The 23,356-nt window shown below is 64.3% G+C and carries 20 protein-coding genes; 9 read left to right on the top strand and 11 right to left on the bottom strand.

What is annotated here, in order from left to right:
* Window positions 1-602 precede the first annotated feature (602 nt).
* Window positions 603-1,355 (top strand): response regulator transcription factor, encoded by a 753-nt coding sequence (locus BN2476_RS01385; protein ID WP_087732402.1) that lies wholly within the window; start codon window positions 603-605, stop codon window positions 1,353-1,355.
* A gap of 125 nt (window positions 1,356-1,480) precedes the next feature.
* Here BN2476_RS01385 and BN2476_RS01380 read toward each other — a convergent pair whose 3' ends face one another.
* On the bottom strand, window positions 1,481-1,798 hold the full coding sequence (locus BN2476_RS01380; RefSeq protein WP_087732369.1) for a hypothetical protein: 318 nt from the start codon (window positions 1,796-1,798) through the stop codon (window positions 1,481-1,483).
* A 405-nt stretch (window positions 1,799-2,203) separates the two neighbouring features.
* A complete protein-coding gene (locus tag BN2476_RS01375) occupies window positions 2,204-4,027 on the bottom strand; it encodes an ATP-binding response regulator (RefSeq protein WP_087732368.1) in 1,824 nt (607 codons plus the stop codon).
* 387 nt (window positions 4,028-4,414) lie between these two features.
* On the opposite strand from BN2476_RS01375, the gene BN2476_RS01370 reads away from it, so the two are divergent.
* Together BN2476_RS01370 and BN2476_RS01365 are read left to right on the top strand one after the other, a co-directional pair.
* Window positions 4,415-5,224: a hypothetical protein gene (locus BN2476_RS01370; protein ID WP_087732401.1), complete on the top strand. Its 810-nt coding sequence runs from the start codon at window positions 4,415-4,417 to the stop codon at window positions 5,222-5,224.
* A 410-nt stretch (window positions 5,225-5,634) separates the two neighbouring features.
* Complete coding sequence (locus tag BN2476_RS01365) at window positions 5,635-9,051, top strand: alpha/beta fold hydrolase (protein ID WP_087732367.1); 3,417 nt, start codon at window positions 5,635-5,637, stop codon at window positions 9,049-9,051.
* 39 nt (window positions 9,052-9,090) lie between these two features.
* On the opposite strand, the gene BN2476_RS01360 is transcribed toward BN2476_RS01365, so the two are convergent.
* Entirely contained in the window at window positions 9,091-10,503 is a 1,413-nt protein-coding gene (locus tag BN2476_RS01360) for an FAD-binding oxidoreductase (protein ID WP_087732366.1), read from the bottom strand.
* Between the two features lie 8 nt (window positions 10,504-10,511).
* Complete coding sequence (locus BN2476_RS01355; protein WP_087732365.1) at window positions 10,512-11,498, bottom strand: isopenicillin N synthase family dioxygenase; 987 nt, start codon at window positions 11,496-11,498, stop codon at window positions 10,512-10,514.
* A gap of 313 nt (window positions 11,499-11,811) precedes the next feature.
* Between BN2476_RS01355 and BN2476_RS01350 the strand changes: the two genes are divergently transcribed.
* The 5 genes from BN2476_RS01350 (at window position 11,812) to hutC (BN2476_RS01330) (ending at window position 15,845) form a co-directional block, all read left to right on the top strand.
* Complete coding sequence (locus BN2476_RS01350; protein WP_087732364.1) at window positions 11,812-12,651, top strand: transporter substrate-binding domain-containing protein; 840 nt, start codon at window positions 11,812-11,814, stop codon at window positions 12,649-12,651.
* An 81-nt stretch (window positions 12,652-12,732) separates the two neighbouring features.
* The gene (locus BN2476_RS01345; protein WP_087732363.1) at window positions 12,733-13,383 is read left to right on the top strand and encodes an amino acid ABC transporter permease; all 651 of its coding nucleotides are present in this window, start codon (window positions 12,733-12,735) and stop codon (window positions 13,381-13,383) included.
* Window positions 13,384-13,393: 10 nt separating this feature from the next.
* Window positions 13,394-14,056, top strand: a complete 663-nt coding sequence (locus tag BN2476_RS01340; protein ID WP_087732400.1) for an amino acid ABC transporter permease — start codon at window positions 13,394-13,396, stop codon at window positions 14,054-14,056.
* A gap of 38 nt (window positions 14,057-14,094) precedes the next feature.
* Complete coding sequence (locus tag BN2476_RS01335) at window positions 14,095-14,961, top strand: amino acid ABC transporter ATP-binding protein (RefSeq protein WP_087732362.1); 867 nt, start codon at window positions 14,095-14,097, stop codon at window positions 14,959-14,961.
* 23 nt (window positions 14,962-14,984) lie between these two features.
* Window positions 14,985-15,845: a histidine utilization transcriptional repressor HutC gene (gene hutC, locus BN2476_RS01330; protein WP_235850656.1), complete on the top strand. Its 861-nt coding sequence runs from the start codon at window positions 14,985-14,987 to the stop codon at window positions 15,843-15,845.
* A gap of 19 nt (window positions 15,846-15,864) precedes the next feature.
* Here the strand turns inward: hutC (BN2476_RS01330) and hutC (BN2476_RS01325) are convergent, their stop codons facing one another.
* The 6 genes from hutC (BN2476_RS01325) to BN2476_RS01300 all read right to left on the bottom strand — a co-directional run bounded on the left by hutC (BN2476_RS01325) (window position 15,865) and on the right by BN2476_RS01300 (window position 21,732).
* Window positions 15,865-16,620, bottom strand: coding sequence for a histidine utilization transcriptional repressor HutC (hutC, locus tag BN2476_RS01325; protein WP_087732361.1), 756 nt, complete (start codon window positions 16,618-16,620; stop codon window positions 15,865-15,867).
* Window positions 16,621-16,746: 126 nt separating this feature from the next.
* Window positions 16,747-18,372 carry an HAL/PAL/TAL family ammonia-lyase gene (locus tag BN2476_RS01320; protein WP_087732360.1) on the bottom strand — a complete coding sequence of 542 codons (1,626 nt, stop codon included), beginning with the start codon at window positions 18,370-18,372 and terminating at the stop codon, window positions 16,747-16,749.
* Between the two features lie 74 nt (window positions 18,373-18,446).
* Window positions 18,447-19,238: an ABC transporter ATP-binding protein gene (locus tag BN2476_RS01315; RefSeq protein WP_087732359.1), complete on the bottom strand. Its 792-nt coding sequence runs from the start codon at window positions 19,236-19,238 to the stop codon at window positions 18,447-18,449.
* 21 nt (window positions 19,239-19,259) lie between these two features.
* A complete protein-coding gene (locus BN2476_RS01310; RefSeq protein ID WP_087732358.1) occupies window positions 19,260-20,012 on the bottom strand; it encodes an ABC transporter permease in 753 nt (250 codons plus the stop codon).
* 15 nt (window positions 20,013-20,027) lie between these two features.
* The gene (locus BN2476_RS01305; RefSeq protein WP_087732357.1) at window positions 20,028-20,750 is read right to left on the bottom strand and encodes an ABC transporter permease; all 723 of its coding nucleotides are present in this window, start codon (window positions 20,748-20,750) and stop codon (window positions 20,028-20,030) included.
* Window positions 20,751-20,862: 112 nt separating this feature from the next.
* Complete coding sequence (locus BN2476_RS01300) at window positions 20,863-21,732, bottom strand: transporter substrate-binding domain-containing protein (RefSeq protein WP_087732398.1); 870 nt, start codon at window positions 21,730-21,732, stop codon at window positions 20,863-20,865.
* 643 nt (window positions 21,733-22,375) lie between these two features.
* On the opposite strand from BN2476_RS01300, the gene BN2476_RS01295 reads away from it, so the two are divergent.
* Window positions 22,376-22,726 (top strand): DUF4148 domain-containing protein, encoded by a 351-nt coding sequence (locus tag BN2476_RS01295; protein WP_087732356.1) that lies wholly within the window; start codon window positions 22,376-22,378, stop codon window positions 22,724-22,726.
* 227 nt (window positions 22,727-22,953) lie between these two features.
* Here the strand turns inward: BN2476_RS01295 and BN2476_RS01290 are convergent, their stop codons facing one another.
* Entirely contained in the window at window positions 22,954-23,214 is a 261-nt protein-coding gene (locus tag BN2476_RS01290) for a hypothetical protein (RefSeq protein WP_087732397.1), read from the bottom strand.
* Window positions 23,215-23,356: the final 142 nt, after the last annotated feature.

Here is a 23,356-nt window from a genome sequence, read left to right as displayed (position 1 = left end):
TTTCAGCGCCAGGGAACACCCATACGCCACTGCAGCGCATAGCTCGCTCCCGCCGCCTACACCCGACCGAGCCGCCGCTTCGCCTTCAAAATCCTTCCGCCCGGCTCGTCTACGTAGCAGGCCGCGACATGGACGTACGTCCGGTCACCGATGCAGTGCCGTACAAACCAGGGAAAACCACACGCGCCAACCGCGTCGACCGGACCGGAATCTCCGGCACGGCCGCAGCGGCAGCGCGAGCGAGACCAGACTGATACGCGCCGACGCCGTTGCATTCCGGGCGGCCCGCGCAAACTATGACAGGCGGATGCACGCGCATGGGCCGCGAGGCCCACGCAGGCGATCTGTGGCGAGCATGACCACGCCGACGATCAGGCATATGATCGCGGCGTAGGAAGCAAAATAAGTTGTTGCTGCATGGACGGCCCGTTGCTGACGCGGCCGCAGGGAGTGCAGCGGGTTGCGGCACGCAGCGGGCGGTTTCGCGCACGCGCGCGGCGCAGCCTTGCGGACGGATGGCGCACTTCGGGGAGCGCGCCCTCCGCTCCCGTCCCGACCGACAACGCAGGTACAACATCGGCAGGGCCGAAAGCGGAGACATGATGAAGTTTCTCGTAGCCGACGATCATGAACTGATCCGCCAGGGTGTCAAAGGGTTGTTGCGCGGACTCGATCCCGACGCCGTTTTCGACGAAGCCGACACGTGGGAAACGCTGGCCGCCATCGCCAAGCCCGACGCCGACCACGATCTCGCGATCGTCGATCTGCATATGCCCGGCATGACGGGCGCCTCGTCGCTGCAAAACCTGCTGACAGCCAACCCGGCGCTGCCCGTCGTGGTGCTGTCCGCGGAAGAGTCGCCCGACGAGATGCGCGCCGTGCTCGCGGCGGGCGCGCTCGGCTTCGTGCCGAAACGCCAGCCCGCGAGCGTGATGCTCAAGGCGATCGAACTGGTGCTTTCCGGCGGCGCGTACGTGCCGATGGAAGCGCTGAGCCTGCTCGGCAACCGCGAAGCCGCGACGGCAACGCTGGAGACGGCATCGACGGCAAGCGCCGCAATCGCCACCGCCCAGGCGACGATATCCGCGCCACCCGAAGCCGTGCCCACCGTCCGCGTCGAAGCGTTGCAGCCGCACCAGCAGCATCTGCTCGAAAACCTGTCGCCGCGTCAGCAGGAAATCATGCGCCTCGTGCATCGCGGCTGGACCAACAAGATGATCGCCCGCGATCTCGGCGTCGCCGAGGGGACGATCAAGGTCCATCTGTCCGTGATCTTTCGCGCGCTCGGCGTGCACAATCGCGCGACCGCGATTGCCGTCATCAACGGCTGGCTCGAAGCGGGCAAGACGCTTTAGCGCGAGCCGCGTCGGCGTTGGGATTCAGCGCGGGAGTTGCAGAGGACGGCGGCACCGGATGCTCATCGGATGCCGCCTTTCGGAAGGTCGCGGCCCCGCCTGGAGCCGCAAAGGCGCGTCGCCCGTTACAGCAGCTCGGTCGCGAGCGTGACGCCGAGCGCGACGCCGCCGATCACGCCGATCACGCGCCCGAGCAGCAGCGCGTTGAGGTCTTCGTCGAGCTCGAATAGGCTGCGGCGATTACGCAGGACCGTGCGATGCAGCAGCGGCACCGGGAAAAGCAGCGCACACGACAGCGCGACGGGCAGGCCGAGCCGCATCGCCATATGCGCGTGACGGCCGGACGGAATGCCGAGATACAGCATGCCGATGACGAAAGCGCTCGTCACGACCGCGCCGAGCAGGACGCCGGCGACGAGCCGGTCGGAAGGATGTGCGTTCACTTCGATACCTCGTTGATTCGATAGCCGCGCCGGCGCAAGCGGGCTGGGCGCGGAAGGTTGGCGGGAGAATTCGCTGCGCACAGCGGATCAAGCGATCAGCGCGATGCCTGCCGATCGCCTCTCGACGCCGGTGGCTCGATGGCCACCGTTATCGCGAATCGGCTTATTTCAGCAGCCAGGCTTGGGGCCGGTCGATCAGACACTTCTCAAAAAGGCGGGCGGGTGCAGAAGGGCCGCGCAGCGCGCAGCCTTCTGGCAGCGAATGAGTCGCGCGGAGAAAGTGGGGAAGAACAGAACGGACGTCGGCGCGTCGCCGACCGCTGCAAACACGGCGCCAGAGGAATCAAACGGCCGGGAAAACGCGAGCGCGAAACACGACCGCCAGCCAGTCGGAACGCCGCGATCTCAACTGCGCGACGTCACCGGCTGCGGCGCTGCGCCCTCCACGCTCGTGGCGGCGTCGGCGTTGGCGCCCGGCTGCTGCCACAGCAGTTCCAGCGTGCGGCGCAGGCGCGCCGGCGTCACGGGCTTGTGCAGCACGGGAATCCCCTGCAGCGCGAGCGCCTCCAGTTCCACCGACGCCATATCGCCCGTGATCAGCAGCGTCACGACGCGCTCGCGACCGCGCCGCCGCAGCGCGTCGCGCACGGCGCCGAGCGCCTGCGCGCCTGTCCGGTGATTCGCGAGCTGGTAATCGCAGAGCACGGCGTCGGGCATGAAGCCTTCGTCGATGGCGAGAAGCGCCTGACGCTCGTCGGGCACGCCGCGAACCACGCAGCCCCAGCGCCCGAGCAGGTTCTGGATGCCTTCGAGAATCGCCGGCTCGTCGTCGATGCACAGCACGTGGCGGCCGAGCGCCGCCGCGCCGCTCTCGCCCGAGTCGTTGAGACCGGCGACGATCCGCGCCGGATCGCCCGCCCGCACAGGAAAGCGGAACACCGAGCCGCGCCCCGGCGCCGAGCGCAGTTGCAGCTTTCCGCCGAGCATCTCGACGAGCCGCTTGACGGTCGGCAGCCCGAGGCCATGCCCTTGCCGCGCGTCGCGGTGCGGATTGGCGACCTGATAGAACTCCTCGAAGATGCGCTCCTGCTCCGACTTCGGAATGCCGATGCCCGAATCGCGCACTTCGATATAGCCGCCATCGAGCCGTCCCGCGCGCCGGTAGCCCATCCAGATCGCGCCGCCCTCCGTGTAGCGCACCGCGTTCGACAGCAGGTTGCTCAGGATGCGCTCGAGCAGCACGGGGTCGTCGTGGATGACGGCGTCCGTCGGCGCGATGCGCAGCGCGAGGCCCTTTGCGGCCGCCTGCGGCCAGTACTGGCTGCCGACGCGGTCGAACAGTTCCGAAAGCCGGAAATGCAGCTTGATCACCTGCGTGACGCCGCTCTCCAGCCGCGCGAGATCGAGCACCTGGTTGAACAGCTGGTTCAGCGCCTCGACGTTGTTGGCGATGTTGCTGGCCGTCTTCGCATGCTGCACGGACGTCGCCGTCGGATCGTTCAGCGATGCCGCGAGCAGCCCGATCGCGTGCAGCGGCTGGCGCAGGTCGTGGCTCGCGGCCGCGAAGAAGCGCGTCTTCGCGAGACTCGCCTCTTCGGCGACGAGCTTTTGCGCGGCGAGCGATTCGGCGAGCGCCTGCTGATCGACGCGCGCCTGCACGACCCGCTGGAACAGCTTGCGGTAGCTGAGCGCGTAGACGTTGATCGCGCAAAAGAAGAACGCGAGGACGATCGCGAGAATCGTGCGGTCGAACGTGTGCGTGCCGAAGTGCAGCACGATCGCGGGCAGCAGCAGGAACGGAATCGCCGTCACGAAGTTGATCACGTCGAAGCCGTTCGACATGAACACGCCCGCCGCCAACGTGACGAGCATCACCGTGTGCAGGATGGGCAGGTCCGTGTGACGGCTCTGGAACGCGAACCAGATCGCGAGCCCAGGCGCGCTATAGAGCAACGCGCCGCGCGCGGCGTGCAGGTTGATCCACGTGCGCGGCGAGACGGCATCGGGCCAGCGGCGGTTGCACATCCACAGCGCGAGGCTCGCGCAATTGGCAAAGCCGTAGAAGATGAAGCACGCGGCAAAAAGATGCGGATGCGGGATGTCATTCCAGTAGATCGCCACCAGCACCGCGATCGAAAACCAGTGCGTGAAAAAGGCAATCGGGTCCTGCGCGTACAGCACGCGCACGAGATCTTCGTCGATCGCACGCTGGATTGGATCAGCCCGCATCGTGCGGTCTCCTGTCCCATGGTTGCTTTCGAGTCCGGCTAGCCGGCCCCGCTGTTCGATGGTGTTTCTGCTTTCATCGGAGCGCCGCAGCTTGCTTCGGATCGGGAATAAAACCCGCACGACGCTCGTCTTACACCGGCACCGGGTACGACAGTCTAAAGACAGTTTACCCGTCTTGCCGGCGGTTTACCCTTCAGCTATGACTTAATCCATATAGGCGGAGCCGCGTGCAAAAAGCATACTGGTTTCAACGATTCAACAATCAAGCGCGGCCAACAGCCTCTGAAGGTTCAGCTTCACGACCTCTTTTACGCCTGTTTGTCGAGGCTCCATCGGCGGGACCACTCGCCCCTACCGCGCACCTTGCCACTTCCGATGGAGGCCTTCATGGGCGCAGTTCCGAGCCAGGTTTTCGCACGCACTCTCGACGACGCCGTACTTCCCGACCTTTGGCGCCGCCGCACGCAGCTAACCGATAACGAAATGATGTCGATGTACGACCTCGTGAAGCGCGCGCTGCGCACCTATCATCCGCTCGAATTGCACGCGCTCGGCGAAGACAAGGAAGAGCTCGTGCACCAGTTCATCTATACGAAGGTGCTGCGCCTCGCGCCCGGCCACGTCGAATCGAAGGCGGCGCCCGAAAGCGCGCCGTCCAACAGCTATGCAATCTGCGCTTACTTCCGCCGTTACCTGATCGATTGCCTGCGCAGCGCGAGTCATCAACGCAACGTGTCGATGGAGCACGAAGGCATGATGCAGGAAATCGATCTGCGCGCGCAGGCGCTCGAAGATCCCGTCGAAAGCGTGCTGATGCAATACGGCCTGAACGAGCGCCGCGTGCGCGAAGCGGCCCGCGAGTTCATCGCGTCGCTCGATTCGCCGGAGCGCATCGTGCTGGCGGGCAGCCTCGGCTGGCGCTCGGAAGCGAAAGGCGGTCTGTCCGCGGTGGCCGCGCAGCATCGTGTGCCCTCCTATCACTATCGCGCTGTGAAGCTCGGCGTCACAATGAAGAAGACGGACGACGCCAGCCAGTTTTCCAACACGAAGATTGGCCAGTGGCTGCGCGACGTGCTCGGCATCGAAATCCTCGCCGAAAACCGCGACGCGATCCTCGTCGTGTTCAACCTGCTGGCGACGGAAGCGACGGAAGCCGCCACCGCCCCGGACGACGAAATGATCGAAGTGGCTGCGTGACGAGTTGGCGTTCGACAATCGGCGTTCGGTCGGCCGGCCTCCATGGCGGCTCGATCGGCGCAGATGTTGGGATGCCGGGATGCCTGGGCGCCTTGATGCCTTTATCCCGCGCCGGGTTTGCAACCGCGTTTCCTCCCGCGCACGTTCCAGGGCACATTCCGGCGCACGGCTCCCGCGCATGTTCCTGGGCACATTCCCGCGCGGCGCTCCAGCAACCGTTGCCCGCAAGCGCCCTTTCGCGCCGGACGCATCGCGCGCCTGAAAAACACGCCATTTTTGAATTGCGCAGCCGACCGCGCGTTTTCCCCTTGCATTTCGACGCGCGCCGTCCAGGATAAATAAGCTACGAGCGCGAGCCGTCTTCATCGGGGTTCCCCCGCCCTGCTGCACACTCAAAAAGAGGTGGTCGAATGAACCGCTTGTCCAGCGCCCTTGCGGCGATGAAGGATCATTACGAAGTGGTGGTCGTGGGTTCGGGCTATGGCGGCGCGATCGCCGCGAGCCGCATGGCGCGCGCGAAACGCAGCGTCTGCCTGTTGGAGCGCGGCCGCGAATTCATGGCGGGCGACTTTCCCGCGACGCCTTTCCAGGGCGCCGAGCAGATCCAGTACAACACCAGCCTCGCACAGATCGGCTCGCCGCTCGCGCTGCTCGAAATGCACGTGAACCCGGACGTGAATGTCGTGGTCGGCTGCGGGCTGGGCGGCACGTCGCTGATCAACGCAAACGTCGCGCTCAAGCCCGACGCGCGCCTGTGGGACGATCCGCGCTGGCCCGCCGCCGTGCGCGCCGACCAGGCGAACCTCGACGTCTGCTACGAGCGCGCGACGACGATGCTCGGCGCGACGCCCGTGCCCGACGACTATCCCGATCTGCCGAAGCTCGACGCGCTCGCGCTGTCGGCGAAAAAGCTCGGCATGAGCGAGCGCTTCTACCGGCCGCCGATCACGGTGACGTTCAAGGACGGCAAGAACGCGGCGGGCGTCGACCAGCAGCGCTGCAACGGCTGCGGCGACTGCAACTCGGGCTGCAATCACGGCGCGAAGAACTCGACGCACATGAACTACCTGCCCGACGCCGTCGCGCACGGCGCGCAGATTTTCACGGGCGCGGCCGTGCATTCGGTCGTGCGCGACGAAGCGCGCGGCGTCTGGTGTGTCCGCTATCAGCCCGCCGACCTGAAGCGCGAGCTGTACGACGCGCCCGAACTGTTCGTGACGGCCGACGTCGTGATCCTGTCGGCGGGCACGCTCGGCTCGACGGCGATCCTGTTGCGCTCGCAGCAGGCGGGCCTGAGCGTGTCGAAACAGCTCGGCCAGCATTTCACCGGCAACGGCGACGTGCTCGCGTTCGCGTTCAACACCGACAAGGCGATCAACGGCGTCGGCTGGGGCACGCATCCTCCCGGCAACATACCGCCCGTTGGCCCGTGCATCACGGGCATCATCGACCATCGCGACACGGTGAACGTGAAAGACGGCTTCGTGATCGAAGAAGGATCGATCGCCGCGCCCATCGGCGCCGCGCTGATGGGCGTGCTCGGCGTCGCGGCGCCTCTCGAAGGCGTCGAGATGCCCGATCCCGAAGGCGAGCCGCCCCTCGCCGACGAAGCGCGCATCGCCGAAAGCATTCTGCGCGGCCCGTATCACGGCGCGATGCGCAACACGCAAACCTGGCTCGTGATGGCCCACGACGAAGAAAGCGGGCAAATCACGGTGGAAAACGGCCGTCCGCGCGTCAGCTGGCCGAACGCGGGCAAGCAGCCGATCTACGAGACGGTGGAAAAGGCGCTGATCGACGCGACGAGTGCGCTAGGCGGCGCCTACGTGCGCAACCCGATTTCCACCGAGGCGTTTCAGAACCGCATCGTCACCGTGCATCCGCTGGGCGGCTGCGCGATGGCCGACGACGCGACGTATGGGGTCGTCGATCAGGCGGGCCTCGTGTATTCGGATACGCAGGGTCATGAGGTGCACGACGGGCTGTATGTGATGGACGGCTCGGTGATGCCGCTTTCGCTCGGCGTGAATCCTCTGCTGACGATCTCCGCGCTCGCCGAGCGCAACTGCGCACAGCTTGCGGCGTCACGCGGCTGGCAGATCGACTACGACGCGCCGGGCGACGCGGCCCCGCCGCCCGCGCAAAAAATCGGCCTGCGCTTCACCGAGACGATGATCGGCACGTACTTCGTGGGCGATGCAAAGCCTGCGGGGCAAGCCGACGATCCCGCCGAAGGCACGCACATCAGCTTCACGGTGACGGTCGCATCGGATGACCTCGAAGACATGCTCGCGAATCCGCAACACGAAGCGCACATGGTCGGCACGTTGACGTGCAACGCGCTGTCGGCGCAACCGATGACCGTCAGCGACGGTATCTTCAACCTGTTCGTCGTGGACGAAGCGAATGTCGAGCGGCGCAACATGAAATACCGGATGACGCTCGATACCGTCGACGGCAAGCGCTTCTATCTGACGGCCGAGAAGATCATCACGCACACGTCGCTGCTCGAACTGTGGACGCAGACGAATACCGCCTATGCGAAAGTGCGCGAATCCGAGGCCGACGATGCGCCCGTCATCGGTCACGCGACGCTCATCATCACGCCGGAAAATTTCCTCAAGCAGCAGCGCACGATCGAAGTGACGAATGCGCCCGATATCGAAACGCGCCTCGCGTGGACGCTGAAATTCGGCCGCTTTTTTGCGGACGTGCTGTACACGGAATATGGCGGCGTCGCCGCGCCGTTGCAGTACTTCAATCCCGAAGCCGCGCCACGCCTGCGCCGCGCGCTGCGCGCGCCCGCGCCGCACATCACATACTTCGACACCGAGGACGGCAAGACGCTGCGACTCGCGCGCTATCACGCCGGCAACAAAGGCCCTGTGCTGCTGATTCACGGCTCGGGCGTATCGAGCCGGATCTTCTCCACGGATTTGATCGGCACGAACCTCGTCGAGTTTCTGTGCGCCGCGCGCTACGACGTGTGGCTCGTCGATCTGCGCGTGAGCATCGAATTGCCGAGCGCGACCGAGCGCACGACCGCCGACGAAATCGCGCGCTACGACATCCCCGCCGCCGTCGCGAAGGTGCGCGAACTGGCGGGCGTCGACGATATTCAGGTGTTCGGCCATTGCCTCGGCGCGCTGGCCTTCACGATGTCGCTGATGTCGGGGCTCAAGGGCGTGCGTTCGGCCGTGCTGTCGCAGGTGTCGGCGCATCCCGTGCCGGGACTCTTGCAGCGAATCAAGGCGGGCCTGCATACGCCGCAGATTCTTCAGCATCTGGGCATCAAGGATATGACCGCTTACACGCAGCATGAAAAGTGGCCATACAACCTGCTCGACGAAGCGCTGAAGTTCTTCCCTGTCGAGCACGGCGAAACCTGCAACAGCCCCGTTTGCCACCGCGCGACCTTTCTGTATGGCCTGCTGTACGAACACGCGCAACTCGACGAGCAGTTGCACGCGAATCTGCAGGAGCTATTCGGCATTCACGACGTCGAGCTGTTCAATCAGCTCGCGGCGATGGTGCGCGCGGGGCATCTGGTCGATGCGAACGGCGACGACGTGTACATGCCGAACGTCGAAGGGATGAAGCTGCCGATCGCGTTCATTCATGGCTCGGAGAATCTCTGCTATCTGCCGACCAGCACGCAGATGACGTTCGACATGCTGGTCGAGCGGTTCGGGCCCGAGCACTACGAACGGCACATTATCGACGGCTATGGGCATATCGACTGCGTGTTCGGCAAACGCGCGGCGCTCGATGTGTTTCCGAAGATCGTCAGGCATCTGGATGCGCATGGCCGCGCCGACGTCGCGTGACGAATGCCCAGGCATTCGTCACGCACGCGTCATCGCGAGTCAGAACAGCTTGCCCGGATTCAAAATGCCGTTCGGATCGAGCGCATGCTTGATCGCTTTCATCGCGGCCAGTTCTTCCGCCGAGCGCGAGACAGGCAGAAACTCGCGCTTGAGCAACCCGATGCCATGCTCCGCCGACACCGAGCCGCGCAACGGCGCGAGCATGTCATACACGAGCGCATACACATCGTGATGATCGACGCCGGGCACCGAGCGCCCGTCGACGGTGACATGCAGATTCGAATCGCCGATATGGCCGAAGAAATACGATACGTTGCCCGGCCACGCGCGGTCGAGCGCTACGCGACAACGATCGACGAACGCACCGATCTCGCCGATCGGCAGGCTCACGTCGAAGTTGATCGGGTCCAGCTTGACGGGGAATTCCGCCGTGCATTCGCGGATCGCCCACAGCGCGCGCGTGTCCGCGACCGACTGCGCGATCACGGCATCGCGGATCGCTGATTCGTCGAGCGCATCCGTAAGCGCATTCGAAAAGCGCGCGCCGTCGTCATCGGCGTCGAAGCTCGCGTGCTCGATCAGCGCATACAACGGGTGCGGCTCGGCGAATGGCGAGCGCGCGCCCGTCAGCTTCACGCCGAAATCGAAGAAGTCCGGCCACATGATTTCGAATGCGCCGATGTCGTTGCCAAAGCGCGTCGAAAGCCTTCGCAGCAGAGCGACCGCCTGCTCGTAGCCGTTCAATGCAACGAGCGCCGTATGTCGCGACGCGCGCTGCGGCTGAAGCTTCAGCACGGCGCGCGTAATCACGCCGAGCGTGCCCTCGGAGCCGATGAACCAGTGCTTCAGGTCGTAGCCCGTGTTGTTCTTCACCATCTTGTTCAGCGAACTCAGCACCGCGCCGTTCGCCAGCACGACTTCGAGCCCGAGCACCTGGTCGCGCGCCGTGCCCGATTGAATCACGCGATTGCCGCCCGCATTGGTCGCGAGATTGCCGCCGATCTGACACGAGCCACGCGCGCCGAGATCGAGCGCCAGCTCGAAGCCCGCTTGCGCCGCCGCTTCCTGCGCCGTCTGCAACGTCGTGCCCGCGCGCACCGTGATCGTCGCGGCCGCGCTGTCGATTTCCTCGACGCCCGCAAGACGGTCGAGCGACAACGCAATGTCGCCAGCGCGTGGAATCGAGCCGCCCGCAAGGCCCGTCATGCCGCCTTGCGGCACCACGGGCTGACGCGCGTCGTTGCAGATCATCAGCGCGCGCGCAACCTGCTCCGTCGTGCGCGGCAAGAGCAGCGCGGCGGGCCGCGTCGGCTCGTGACGCGTCCAGTCCGTCATCGGGCGCTCGCCGATCGCGTCGCCGACGCGCACGGCGTCGTCGCCCAATGCGTCGCGCAGTGCAGCCAATGTCGCGGCTAAAGTCGATTCAAGCGACGCCGTTTTTTTCGCTGTCATGCGGCTCCTTAACCCGTTGTGCCTTGTGCCGCCGCGAGCTTCTTCCGGTAGCCCATCGAGCTGTTGATGCGGCCCAGAATGTAGTCGCCCGCGGCGACGGGCTCATATTTGCTGTCCGCCGATGCCGTGCCGAGATCGCGCGGATCGACGGTCGACGTATAGGTCGGATCGTAGAACGTCGCAATCGAATAGCGCTCGCGGCCCGATGCGTTGATCACGCGATGCAGCGTCGAACGAAAACGATCATTGGTCCAGCGCGCCAGCAGATCGCCGACGTTCACGACGAAGCTGCCTTCGATGGGCGGTGCTTCGATCCACGTTTCGTTCGCGATCTCACGCACCTGCAATCCGCCGACGCGATCCTGCCACAACAACGTGATGCAGCCATAGTCGGTATGCGGCGCGACGCCGAACTGGTCTTCATCGGATTGCGGCGGCTGCGGCGGATAATAGACCATCTGCGTGCGCTGCATCCGCTTCGTATAGCGCGATGCGAAGAAGCGCTCGTCGACGCCGAGGCCCACGGCGACGGCGCGTAACAGATCGGCGCCGCATGCGCCCACTTCCTCGTAATACCCGTACAGCACGGGCTGCAATTCCGGCATGAAGTCCGGCCAGTTGTTCGGCCCGCGCAACGCCTGTCCCGCGAGCACATCGGGATCGTCCTCGGGCAATTCCAGGCCGATGCTGAAGAACTCCTTGTAGTCGGGGCGCTTCGCCTGATACATCGTCGCGTCGCCGAGCGCATTGAAGCCGCGATGCCGATGATTCACCGCCGCGCGCCGCTTCGTGTCGACGGGAAACGCAAAGAACGTGCGCGCGGCCTGTTCCGCACGATCGATCACCGCTTGCGGTACGCCGTGATTGACGATGTAGAAGAAGCCGATCGTCGTGCACGCGTCGCGTATCTCGCGGCCCGCGCGCATCAGCGCGTCGCGGTCGCCGGCACGCACGCCAGCCAGATCGACGATCGGAATGCGAGTGACTGGCTGCATCGCGAGGCTCCTTCATCATGAAGATTGAACGGACGATTCGACATGCCGCTTGCGCCGCTCGCAGCACACGAACCGGCTTGCGAATCGGCTCGCAAAGCAGCGAGCGATTTCACGTTGTATATACCGCCAAAAGAGCAATCGCAAGTTGCGCTGCACGCGCCTTCATTCATCTGTAGAAGGAACGGCCGCGGCATTAGGGTTTGACAGCATGCGAATATTTTTTTCGCGCAAAAGCAGCGGTATATACTGCCCCGCATGACTCGCGCCCCAATCGCTTTCGAGCGCGACGCCGCTTTGCCAACGGGAGAATCTCATGGGTATCTTTGCAGGCTGGAAGTGTCGTCTCGCGATGGTGGCCTTCTGCGCCACCGCATCGGTAGCGAGCGTGAGTGCGCACGCGGAAGACCAACTCGCGAAGGTCAAGAAAGCGGGCGAACTGGTCGTCGGCACGGAGATGCAATTCGCGCCGTTCGACTTCCTCGAAAACGGCCAGCAGGCCGGCTTCAACAAAGACCTGTTCGCCGAAGTCGGCAAAGAACTGGGCGTGAAAGTGCGCTTCATCGATCTGCCGTGGCCGAGCGTGCTGCCCGGACTCGAAGCGGGCAAGTTCGACATGGTCGGCGGACCGCTCACCGTGACGAAGGCGCGCATGGAACGCTACACGTACACGCTGCCCGTCGCCGATGCCACCGACGCGCTGCTCAAGCGCGCGAGCGATACGTCGCTCAAGCAATCGTCGGATATCGTCGGCAAGACGGTGGGCGCGGGCAAAGGCTCCGCGCAGCTCGATCAGCTCAAGGCGTACATCGCCACATTGCCGAAGCAGCCCGAAGTGCGCGAATACGTCGACAACAACCAGGCGTATGCGGATCTCGCAGCGGGCCGCATCGCCGCCGTCGCCAACTCGATGACGAATATCGCGTACGTCGCGAAGCAGCGGCCCGAAACGTTCGCCGTCGTCACGCCGCCGTTCGGCGCAAAGGTGTACTTCGCGTACTGCTTGCGCAAGGACGCGGACAGCAAGCCGCTCGCCGATGCGTTCAACACCGCGCTGGTCAAGATGCACAACGACGGCCGCCTCGCGTCGCTGCAAAAGAAATGGTTCGGCGTGACGATGGACGCGCCGACCACGATGCCCTCGCCCAACTATTGATGCCCTGAATCGCGCGGCGCGTCGGCGTTAACCACAAACGCGACGCGCCGCCCACATGTCCTTTGTTGCAGGTATCAGGCCATGTTCAGCGCCCACGTTTTCGTACAAGGTTTTCCGCTGCTGTTGCAGGCCGCGCTCGCGACCATCGGCATTTCGCTGACGGGTCTCGTGATCGGCTTCTTTGTCGCGATCGGCGTGTGCTCGGCGCGGCTGTCGTCGAATACATTCGCGCAACGCTTCGGCGGCGCGTACGTGTTCTTCTTTCGCGGCGTGCCGATGCTCGTGCAACTGCTGCTCGTCTATTACCTGCTGCCCTTCGTCGGCATCAACGTATCGCCGATCGTGGCCGCGATCAGCGCCGTGTCGTTGTGCTCCGCGTCGTATATCGCGGAGATATTGCGCGGCGGCTTCATGAGCATTCCGCCAGGACAGATCGAAGCGGCGCGCATGCTCGGCCTCTCGCCCATCGATATGCTCCGGCGCATTCAGGTGCCGCAAGCGTTCCGGATGACGCTGCCTTCGCTCGTCAACGAAATGGTGCTGCTGATCAAGGCGTCGTCGCTGATCTCCGTCGTCGGCGTGGCCGAACTCACGCGCACCGCGCAGAACATCGCGGCGAGCACGTACCGGCCGCTCGAAGCGTATCTCGCGGCGGGGCTCATCTACTTCGCGATCTGCGGCGCGCTCGCGCTCGTTGCGCACGCCGCCGAGCAGCGCCTCGCGCAGACCTGAGGGCCGAACGATGCAGCAATTCGATCCCACCGTCATCACGCACAATCTGCAACCGATCGCCGCCGGACTCGCGACGACGCTCGGCACATGGCTCGTCGGCGTCGCCATCGGTATCGTGCTCGGCTTTCTGATCGCCGTGCTGCAACTGTTTTGCGGCCGCTGGGTGCGCGGCATCCTGCGCGTGTATATCGAACTCTTTCGCGGCACGCCGTTTCTCGTGCAACTCTTTTTGCTGTACTACGGCGGCCCGTCCATCGGACTGACGCTCGAACCGTTGACTGCGGGCGTGCTCGGCCTCGGCCTTTACGGCAGCGCCTATTTCGCGGAAGCGTTCCGCTCCGGATTTCAGTCGATACCGCGTGGCCATCTCGAAGCCGCATCGTGTCTTGGCCTCACGCGCTGGCAAGCAGTGCTGCGCATCCAGGTGCCGCAAATGCTCGTGCTGATCGTGCCCGCGCTGACCAACCTGATCATCGTCCTCAGCAAGGAAACGGCCGTGCTGTCGATCGTCACCGTGCCCGAGCTCACGTTCGTCTTGACGGGCATCGGCTCGGCGACGTTCGCGTTCGTCGAAACGCTGCTCGTGTTGTGCGTGTGCTATCTCGCGCTCGTCGAGCTCACGTCGCGCGTGGGCATGTGGGCCGAGGCACGCATCGCCCGCTTCATGGCCTGAACGTCAATCGCAAGCGTGAACGGAAATCAAGGTTCATCATGAATGCACTCGTCGACATGCCTGCTTCTTCCAATCTCCGTTCGATGCGAACCGGCAATGCGCCGCTGATCGAAGTGCGCGATCTGCGCAAGCGCTTCGGCGACGTCGAAGTGCTGCGCGGCGTCGATCTCGACATCAACCGCTCGGAGGTCGTCTGCATCATCGGGCCATCCGGGTCGGGCAAGAGCACGCTGTTGCGCTGCCTCGCCGCCCTGGAGACTTACGACCACGGCGATGTGCGCATCGAAGGCGAACTGCTCGGCTATACCGAACGCAACGGTAAGCGCGTGCGCGCTTCGCAAGGCGAGATCAACCGCGTGCGCCGCAACGTCGGCATGGTGTTTCAGCAATTCAATCTGTGGCCGCACATGACGGCGCTCGGCAACGTGATGGAAGCACTGCTGCGCGTGCGCCATCTGTCGCACGACGCCGCGAAGCAGCGCGCAAACGCGATGCTCGAAACCGTTGGCCTCGCGCACAAGGGCGATGCCTATCCGGCGAAGCTGTCGGGCGGCCAGCAGCAGCGCGTGGCGATTGCGCGCGCGCTCGCGATGGAGCCGCACATCATGCTGTTCGACGAGCCTACATCCGCGCTCGACCCCGAACTCGTCGGCGAAGTGCTGCAAGTGATGAAGCAGCTTGCGCGCGACGGCATGACGATGGCCGTCGTCACGCACGAAATGGGCTTTGCGGCGCAGGTCGCGGATAAGGTCGTCTTTATCGACCAGGGGCGCATCGCCGTGCAAGGCAAGCCGCACGACGTCTTTCACGACGCGAACCAGCCACGCCTTCGGCAATTCCTGCAAAACTACTTCGACCGCAATGCATTCTGGTCGCGCGGCGGCGATAGCGCCGAGCCGGTATGACTACGCTTTGACGAGGCGCCACGATGCCCGCCCCTGCCGTCCGCGACAAACTCCGCGCACGCGCGCTTGCGAAGACGCGCAAGCCTCGCGGGCCGAATGCGCGCGCGGCGAATGCGGTGTCGGGAATCGCGACGGCTTTCGCGTCCGATGCGAAGAACGCGCAACCCGCCGCGCGATACGAGCAGGTCAAGCAATACATCCGTCACACGATCGAATCGGGCGAGCGCCGCGCGGGCGAGCGCATTCCATCGGAACTCGATCTCGTCGCCTCGCTCGGCGTATCGAGAATGACGGTGAATCGCGCGCTGCGCGAACTCACGAATGAAGGACTGTTGACGCGCGTGTCGGGCGTCGGCACGTTCGTAGCCGAAACGAAGCCGCAATCGACGCTGCTGATGATCGCGCATATCGGTGATGAGATCCGCTCGCGCGGTCATGAATACAGCTATCAGACGGTGCTCATGCGACGCGAAGTGGCGCCCGTCAACGTGTCGAATGCGTTGGGCTTGCCGCCCGGTGCTTCGGTGTTTCATGTGATCTGCGTGCATCGCGAGAACGGTTTACCCGTGCAACTCGAAGACCGTTACGTGAACCCGGCCATCGCGCCGGATTTCATCGAGCAGGACTTCTCGACGGTACGTCCTTCCGAATATCTGTTCAGCGTCGTGCCCGCGCACGATGTCGAGCACATCGTCGATGCCGGCCTGCCGACGCGTTCCGAAGCCGACCTGCTGCAAATCGCGCCCGAAGAGCCGTGCCTCACGCTCATGCGCCGCACGTGGACGAGCGGCGTCGCGGTGACGTTCGCGCGCTTCGTGCATCCGGGCTCGCGGTATCGGCTGGGCTGCCGGTTCGCGCCCGATACGTCGCAGCGGCAGGGCTAGCGCGGAGAAAAGAAGCGCGTCAGACGTTCCCTGCAAGATGAAAGCGCGACGCCGGATGCCACAGCTGCACCGATGTGGCGACATGCTCACCCACCCAGGTCCTGCGCCACAGCATCAGACAAGGCTCGCCGATCTCCATCATCAGATGGCGTCGCACATGCGCATCCGGCTTCTGTGCATAGATGCGAAACTCCGCGCGTTGGATCGGCGCAAGGCGCACCATGTAGTGATTCGGCGTTTCGGCCGTGAAGTCCTGATTCAGATACTCGGGAAATACGCGCGGATTCACGTAGCGGTCTTCGTACTGAATCGGCTCGTCCTCTTCGTAGTGCACGATGCGCGAATGAAAGATAGGACCTTTCGCGAGCCCCAGCGCATCGACGGCCAACGGGTCGTCGCTCGATTCGAGCGCGAGCACGCGCGCCGAATGCCGGTGCCCGCGCGCGGCAATTTCATCGGCGATATTGCGGATTTCGAGTACCGTCGATTCGTAACGCTGCGGCGCGACATATGTGCCTGAACCCTGCACACGCGTCAACACGCGTTCAGTCGTGAGCTCACGCAGCGCGCGCGAAACCGTCATCCGCGCGACGCCAAACTCCTTCACCAGCTCCGCTTCCGAAGGGATCAATCCGCCCGGCTTCCACACGCCCTCTTCGATCTGCGCGATCACATAGCGCTTGATCTGCTCATACGCAGGCATCGCTTTGGCTGGCGTCGTGCGCATAGCTGCCGTTCTACTACCCTCTGTCTCCAGGTGCCCGTTTATCGTCATGTTCTCATCACCTCGTGGGTTGACCTCGCGAGCTTGACGCATCAGTTCAATGCGGCAGCCCACGTCTCGTTGCGGCACACCGATACGCGCGCCGCCGAATCTTCCATGTGCCTCGCTGCGCCCTCATCATGCGGCCGACTGCGGCGCCTGTTGCGCGATGGCAGTCGGATCGTTCGCTGCATGCGCGACAAAGCCGCCGTGATCGTCGAGTGCAGCGCGTTTGCCATGCGTCGCCGTTGAATGCAGATCGCCCGAGTTCGGCGGCAGCGGCGGCGCCGCTTCGCCGATCATCCGGAATGCGGCAGCCATGTCGTCGGCAAGCGGCCGGTCGTCGCGATACGTCGGCACGACTGCGCGCACGCGGCGCCACAATGCGTCGGTATGCGGCGCGCGCGGCGCATCGACGGATTGCAGATCGTACGCTTGCGCCGCCGCCAGCAACTCGATCGCGACGATGCGGCCCGTGTTGTCGACGATCTCCAATGCCTTCAGCGCGGCAGGCGTCGCGTGACACAGATGATCTTCCTGCAAGCCCGACGTGATGCCGCCGTCCAGGCTCGCGGGCGCGGCCAGCCGCCGGTTCTGCGCGACGAGCGAAGCGGCCGTGTACTGCGCGATCATGAAGCCCGAACACGTGCCGCCCGGTTCCGCGAGAAACGCGGGCAAGCCGCTCACGAGCGGATTCACGAGCCGGTCGAGGCGCCGCTCGGCCATCGCCGCGACCTGTGCGATCGCCGTCGCGAGGCCGTCCATCGCGAGCGCGATCGACGCGCCCACGGCATGCGCCTGCGAATACACACGCGGCGCATCCGGCGTGCCCGCGACGATCGGGTTGTCCGTGATCGATGCCAGCTCGCGATTCACGACATCGGACGTTGCGTCGAGCACGTCGCGCGCCGCGCCGTGCACGTGCGGAATCGTGCGCATCGACAGCGGGTCTTGCGTGCGCTGCCCCACGACGGAAGCAAGAATGCCGCTATCAGCGAGCGCGTTGCGCATGCGTTCGCCGACGAGATTCAAACCCGGCGACACGCGCAACGCGAGCGAATCGGCATCGAACGCGGCAAGTTGTCCGCGCAGGTTTTCGAAGCTCATCGCGGCGATCGCGTCGGTCCAGTCGAGCACGCGTTCGGCGCGCGCCAGCGCGAGCGCTGCGAGGCCCGTTACGCACGGCGTGCCGTTGACGAGACTCAGCCCTTCTTTCGCTTCGAGCACGAGCGGCTCGCGCTTCAGACGCCTGAGTGCCTCGCTTCCCGTAAGCCGTTCATTGCCGCAACGCACATGTCCTTCGCCGATGCACACCAGCGCGATATGCGCCATATGGCTCAGATAGCCGACCGAGCCGAACGCCGGCACTTCGGGGATATAGCCGGCATCGAGCAGCGCGACGAGCTGATCGACGACTTCGGGACGAACGCCCGAGTGCCCGTGCGCAAAGTTGTTGATGGCGGCCGCGATGATCGCGCGCGTTTCCGCGACACCGAGCGGCGCGCCGACACCGACGGCATGGCTCATCAGAATGTTGCGCGACAGCGTGCGCTGCTCGGATGGCGACACGATCACATCGCACAGCGCGCCCACACCCGTATTCACGCCATATGCCCGAATGCCGCGCTCGACGATCTGCTCGACGAGCACGCGAGCCGCCGCGATGCGTTCGCGCGCTGCATCGGAAAGCACGAGCGGCTCACCGGCCGCAACCGCGGCCAGTTCGCGCCAGTTCAAGGGACGGTCGGTACGAGTGATAGCCATGATGTTGCCTTTGTCGTGCGTATGCGTTTGCTTTTTCTCTTCTGTATGTCTCAGGTTCCGGCGCGGCGCTCGCCCTAGTTGGTCGTGCGCGAATGATGGCTCGACACGAATTGCCTGAAGCGCTCGGACTTCAGTTCGCCGAACACTTCGTCGGGCGTGCCGTCGCATTCCGTCTGCCCTTGATGCAGGAACATCACGCGATTCGACACGTGCCGCGCAAAGCCCATTTCGTGCGTGACGACGAGCATCGTGCGCCCTTCTTCCGCGAGCGAGCGCATCACGCGCAACACTTCGCCGACCAGTTCGGGATCGAGTGCGGAAGTCGGCTCGTCGAACAGCATGACCTTCGGATGCATCGCGAGCGCGCGCGCAATCGCGACGCGCTGCTGCTGACCGCCCGACAGATGCGCCGGATAGTGCCCGCGCTTTTCGGCAAGACCCACTTTCGCGAGCAGCGCTTCCGCCTCTTCGACAGCTTCCGCGCGGCTGCGCTTCTGCACGCGCATCGGCCCTTCGATCAGGTTTTCGAGCACCGTCATGTGCGACCACAGGTTGAAGTTCTGAAACACCATCCCGAGTTGCGAGCGGATGCGATCGACCTGCTTGCGGTCGCCCGGCTGTAGCTTGCCGTCCTTGCGGCGCTTCATCGCCAGCGTCTCGCCGGCGAGCGCGACGCTGCCGTCATCGGGTGTCTCGAGCAGGTTCAGGCAGCGCAGAAACGTGCTCTTGCCCGAGCCGCTCGCGCCGAGAATCGAAATGACATCGCCTTCGTGCGCGTCGAGCGAAATGCCCTTCAATACGTGATGGTCGCCGAACGACTTGTGGATGTTCTTGACCGACAATGCAACGGGTGCCGTAGCGTTCATGTGATTCTCCGGAATGGGCCGTCAGGGTGCGGCACGACGTGCTTCGGTAGCGGGCGGCATCGCGCGCGGCGCGCTTTGCATGGGCATCGCGCGCAGATGGCGCGACAGGCGCCGTTCGAGCAAGCCGAGCAGGCGCACGACGACGAAGTTCAGGAACAGATAGATCAGCGCAGCGCAGATGAACACTTCCGTCGTGCGGTACGTCTGCTGGATGATCTGCTGCGCGACGCCCGTCACTTCCCACACGGTGACGAGACTCGCGAGCGCCGTCGACTTGACGAGCAGCACAGCCTCCGTCGAATACGCGGGCAGGCACTGACGCAATGCAATCGGACCGATGATCCGGCGCAGAAGCGCAAAGCCGGACAGGCCGATCGAATAGCCCGCCTCGATCTGTCCGACGGGCACAGCCATCAGGCCGCCGCGAATGATCTCCGCCGTATAGCCCGCCGTGCACAGCGCGAGCGACATCACCGCGCACACATACGGCTCGCGCAGCACGGGCCACAAGAAGCTCTCGCGGATCACGCCAAACTGGCCGAGCCCGTAATAGACGAGAAACATCTGGATCAAGAGAGGCGAGCCGCGAAACACGAGAATGTACGCGCGCGCGAAGCGGTTCGGCAGCCAGTGCGGCGACACGCGCATCGTGACGATCACGAGCGACAGCAGGCCGCCCAGCACCAGCGACGAAAAGAACAGGCCCAGCGTGGTCGGCACTGCGGCGAGCAACTGGCGCAGCGTGTCGAACAGAAAGTCGAAATCGAAAGACATGTTGGCGCTCCGTCGTCAGTTGCGCGCGAAGTTGCGCCGGAAGGATCGGCCCACGCGTGCCTCCGCGTGATTGAAGACACGGTTCGAGATGCCCGTCATCACGAGATACAGCGCGCCGCCCACGACAAAGAACAGGAAGTATTGATGCGTCGAGCCGGCTGCAATCTGGCTTGCGCGCAGCAGTTCGGCGAGACCCGTCACCGAGATCAGCGCGGAGTCCTTCAGGCTCAGTTGCCATACGTTGCCGATGCCCGGCAATGCGAAGCGCAGCACTTGAGGAATGAGGATGCGGCGCGCCATCGTCATGGTCGGCATGCCGATCGAACGCGCGGCTTCGAGTTCGCCTTTCGATACGGCGAGCACGGCCGCGCGATAGACCTCTGCCTGATACGCGCCCGAGATCATGCCGACGGCCAGCGCGCCGATCACGAACGGCGGCACGCCGACGAAACCTTCGGCGCCGAACCATTGGCCCACCGTGGTCACGAGCGTCGAGCCGCCGAAGTAGAACAGATAGATGACGAGCAGTTCGGGCACGCCGCGAAACACGGTCGTGTACAGATCGCCGAGCACGCGCGCGGTGCGAAAGCGCGACAGCTTCGCGGCCGCGACGATCGCGCCGAATACCGCGCCGACCGCGAGCGCCGCGAGCGTCAGCGCGACGGTCATCAATGCCGCGAGCAGCAGTACGCCGCCCCAGCCTTCCTGCCCGAAGCCGAGCGTCTCGATCAGAGCCATGCTCTACCCCTCATCCGTGCTTCCGTTGACAGATCCGCTTCGTCATATCGACGAAGCGGATCGCTCCAGCGAGTGCGCGCGCCGCTTGTCAGCGACGCGCAGCCGTCGTCGATCAAGGCGTAACGTCGGTCTTGAACCACTTGTTCGAGAGCTTCTTCACGGTGCCGTCGGCGAGCGCCGCTGCAATGGCCGTGTCGAACTTCGCCCGCAGATCCGCATCCTGCTTGCGGAACGCGAGGCCTTCGCCCGGACCCCAGATCGGGCCGCCGATCTTCGGGCCCGCCATCGCGATCTGCGCGGATTCCTTCTTGTCGGCGTTCGCGGCGTAGTAGGTCACGTCGTCGAACGATGCGTCGATGCGGCCGTTCGCGAGGTCGAGATCGCGCTCCGGCGAGGTCTTGTACACGCGGATCGTCGCGATGTCCTTGAAGCCGTCGTTGATGAACTTCGTATAGACCGTGCCCGACTGGATGCCGATCGTCTTGCCCTTCAGCTGCTTGCGCAGCGCGTCGACAGTCGGCTGGTCGGCCTTCGCGTCGCCCGTCAGCTTGACGACGGGTGCCGTCGGCGACGCCTTAGGCAGGACCTTCGTATCGGAGACCGCGAACGTCGCGGGCGTCGCCGCATACGGACGCGAGAAGGCGATGATCTTTTCGCGCTCGGGCGTGATCGAGATCGCGTCCATCAGCACGTCGAACTTGCCTGCCTGCAGGCCCGGAATCATGCCGTCCCAATCCTGCGCAACCAGGTTGCACTGCAGCTTGATGCGCTCGCACAGGTTCGCCACCAGCTCGGGCTCGAAGCCGCCCAGCTTGCCGCCCGGCAACGTGAGATTCCACGGCGCGTAGCCGCCTTCCAGCGCGATCGTCACGGACTTCCATTCCTTCGCCTGGGCAGGCGCACCGATCAATGCCGCGGCGCTCAGAACCGCGCCCAACACTGCCTTCGACAACGTAGTGCGGTTTGACTTGTTCACCTTCACGTCGAATCTCCTTTTCGTTTGAGCGGATGCCGTCGCTTCCCGCGTGCCGGACATGTATAGACAAGTCTGCATGAGGACAAAAATCATCGCAACGGGATTCGCTGAAAATAATTGAATTATTCGGGTAAGCCCCTACGAACATGGGCTTCACAGGCGAACATGGACACCGGAACGTGCATGAAGGGTTCGCGTCAGCTTGGTGCAGCTGACTAGACAGGTTCGCGAATTGTGCGGTGCGCGCATGCACCGCGAGCGTGCGCCCATAGCGAACCGCCGCGCCCTTGGGCACAACACGAACGATCGGTCATGCCTTCGCATGACGACTCCCCACATCGAGGCTGGCCTGCTCATCTCCAGAGCGCTGCGCGCGATCGGCCGTGTCCGCAAGACAAAAATTTCCGCGTATCGGGAATGAAATTCGAAGCCGCTGTGTTTGTGTGGATGTAGCAAGCAGATTCGAACCAGAACTCATCGCAGGGACAAAGAGCCGACAGCCGTACGCAGCAGTTGATTCATCAGTTCAAGCAGCACGTTTGTAGCCAGATTGTAGCCGGACCCTGGCCTTATCCGACGGTCCAAATCGAGCCTTTTTACTTAAGGATACCGAACTATTTTTCGGTCAATACTTTCAAGGAGTCTCATCATGAAGAAAATCTTCGTTTGTCTCGCAGTCGCAGCCGGCGCACTGGCCGCTCCCGCTCTGAGCTTCGCGCAGTCGAACGGCCCCCTCACACGCGCAGAGGTTCGCGCCGATCTCATTCGCGTCGAACAGGCTGGCTATCAGCCGGGCCGCGCGAACGACATCGACTACCCCGCCGACATCCAGGCCGCCGAAGCGAAAATCGCCGCACAAGACAACCCGAAGCCGGATAACGAAGCCGTCGGCGGCGTCGCGCAGACGGGCACGTCGTCGGGCAAGCCGGCGCGCACCGAGATGGGCAACAGCAACTGTGTGGGCCCGGTGAGCTATTGCAACATCTTCTTCGGCAGCTAAATGGCGCGCACATGACCCTGCGCCGCCACTGTCAGGCGCAGGGCCGCGCCGCGCAGATTCTCACGGCCGCGAAGGTGGAGGACGCCGCAAGGCACGCGCGGCAGTAATCGATGGGATCGAAGCAATCGCAGCCGGCGCTTCATGCACGTCGTGCAACATCGCGCGCCGGCCTGCGCATTGCCTGGGGAAGTCAATGAGGTTGCGGGTTATATCGCCTCAGTCGCCGCTCAATTGCCAAAGTAGATGTCGCATTGCGTGCCCGTCGAGCACTTGCGCGAATGTGGCATCGCCTTGCCCGACGACGTCATGCCCGTATCTTTCGAGCCCCCGTACGACATATCCGTCGTCGCCTGCGCCGACGCATTCGCGTTGTTCTGCATCGTCGCTTTCGATGCGTCGCTGCTCTGCGCCACTTCATCCGCCATTGTCGCGACAGGCACGGCCAGCAACAGCGCGCCCGCCATCGGTAACGCCATCAGGATCTTCATGTCGAACTCCTTCCATGCAGACGGAACGCGACAGTCGTCCATCGCGATCCGCCGGACGCTCATGCACCGCTCGCGTGACCAGCATCGTTTCGATCGGTTCGCGCGAGCGCGAATCCGCGCGCAGCAGCCATCCGCGCCGCAG

Source organism: Paraburkholderia piptadeniae, assembly GCF_900007165.1.
Lineage (GTDB): Bacteria > Pseudomonadota > Gammaproteobacteria > Burkholderiales > Burkholderiaceae > Paraburkholderia > Paraburkholderia piptadeniae.
Note: the sequence above shows the minus strand (reverse complement) of the source record. Positions and strands in the feature narration are given on the sequence as shown.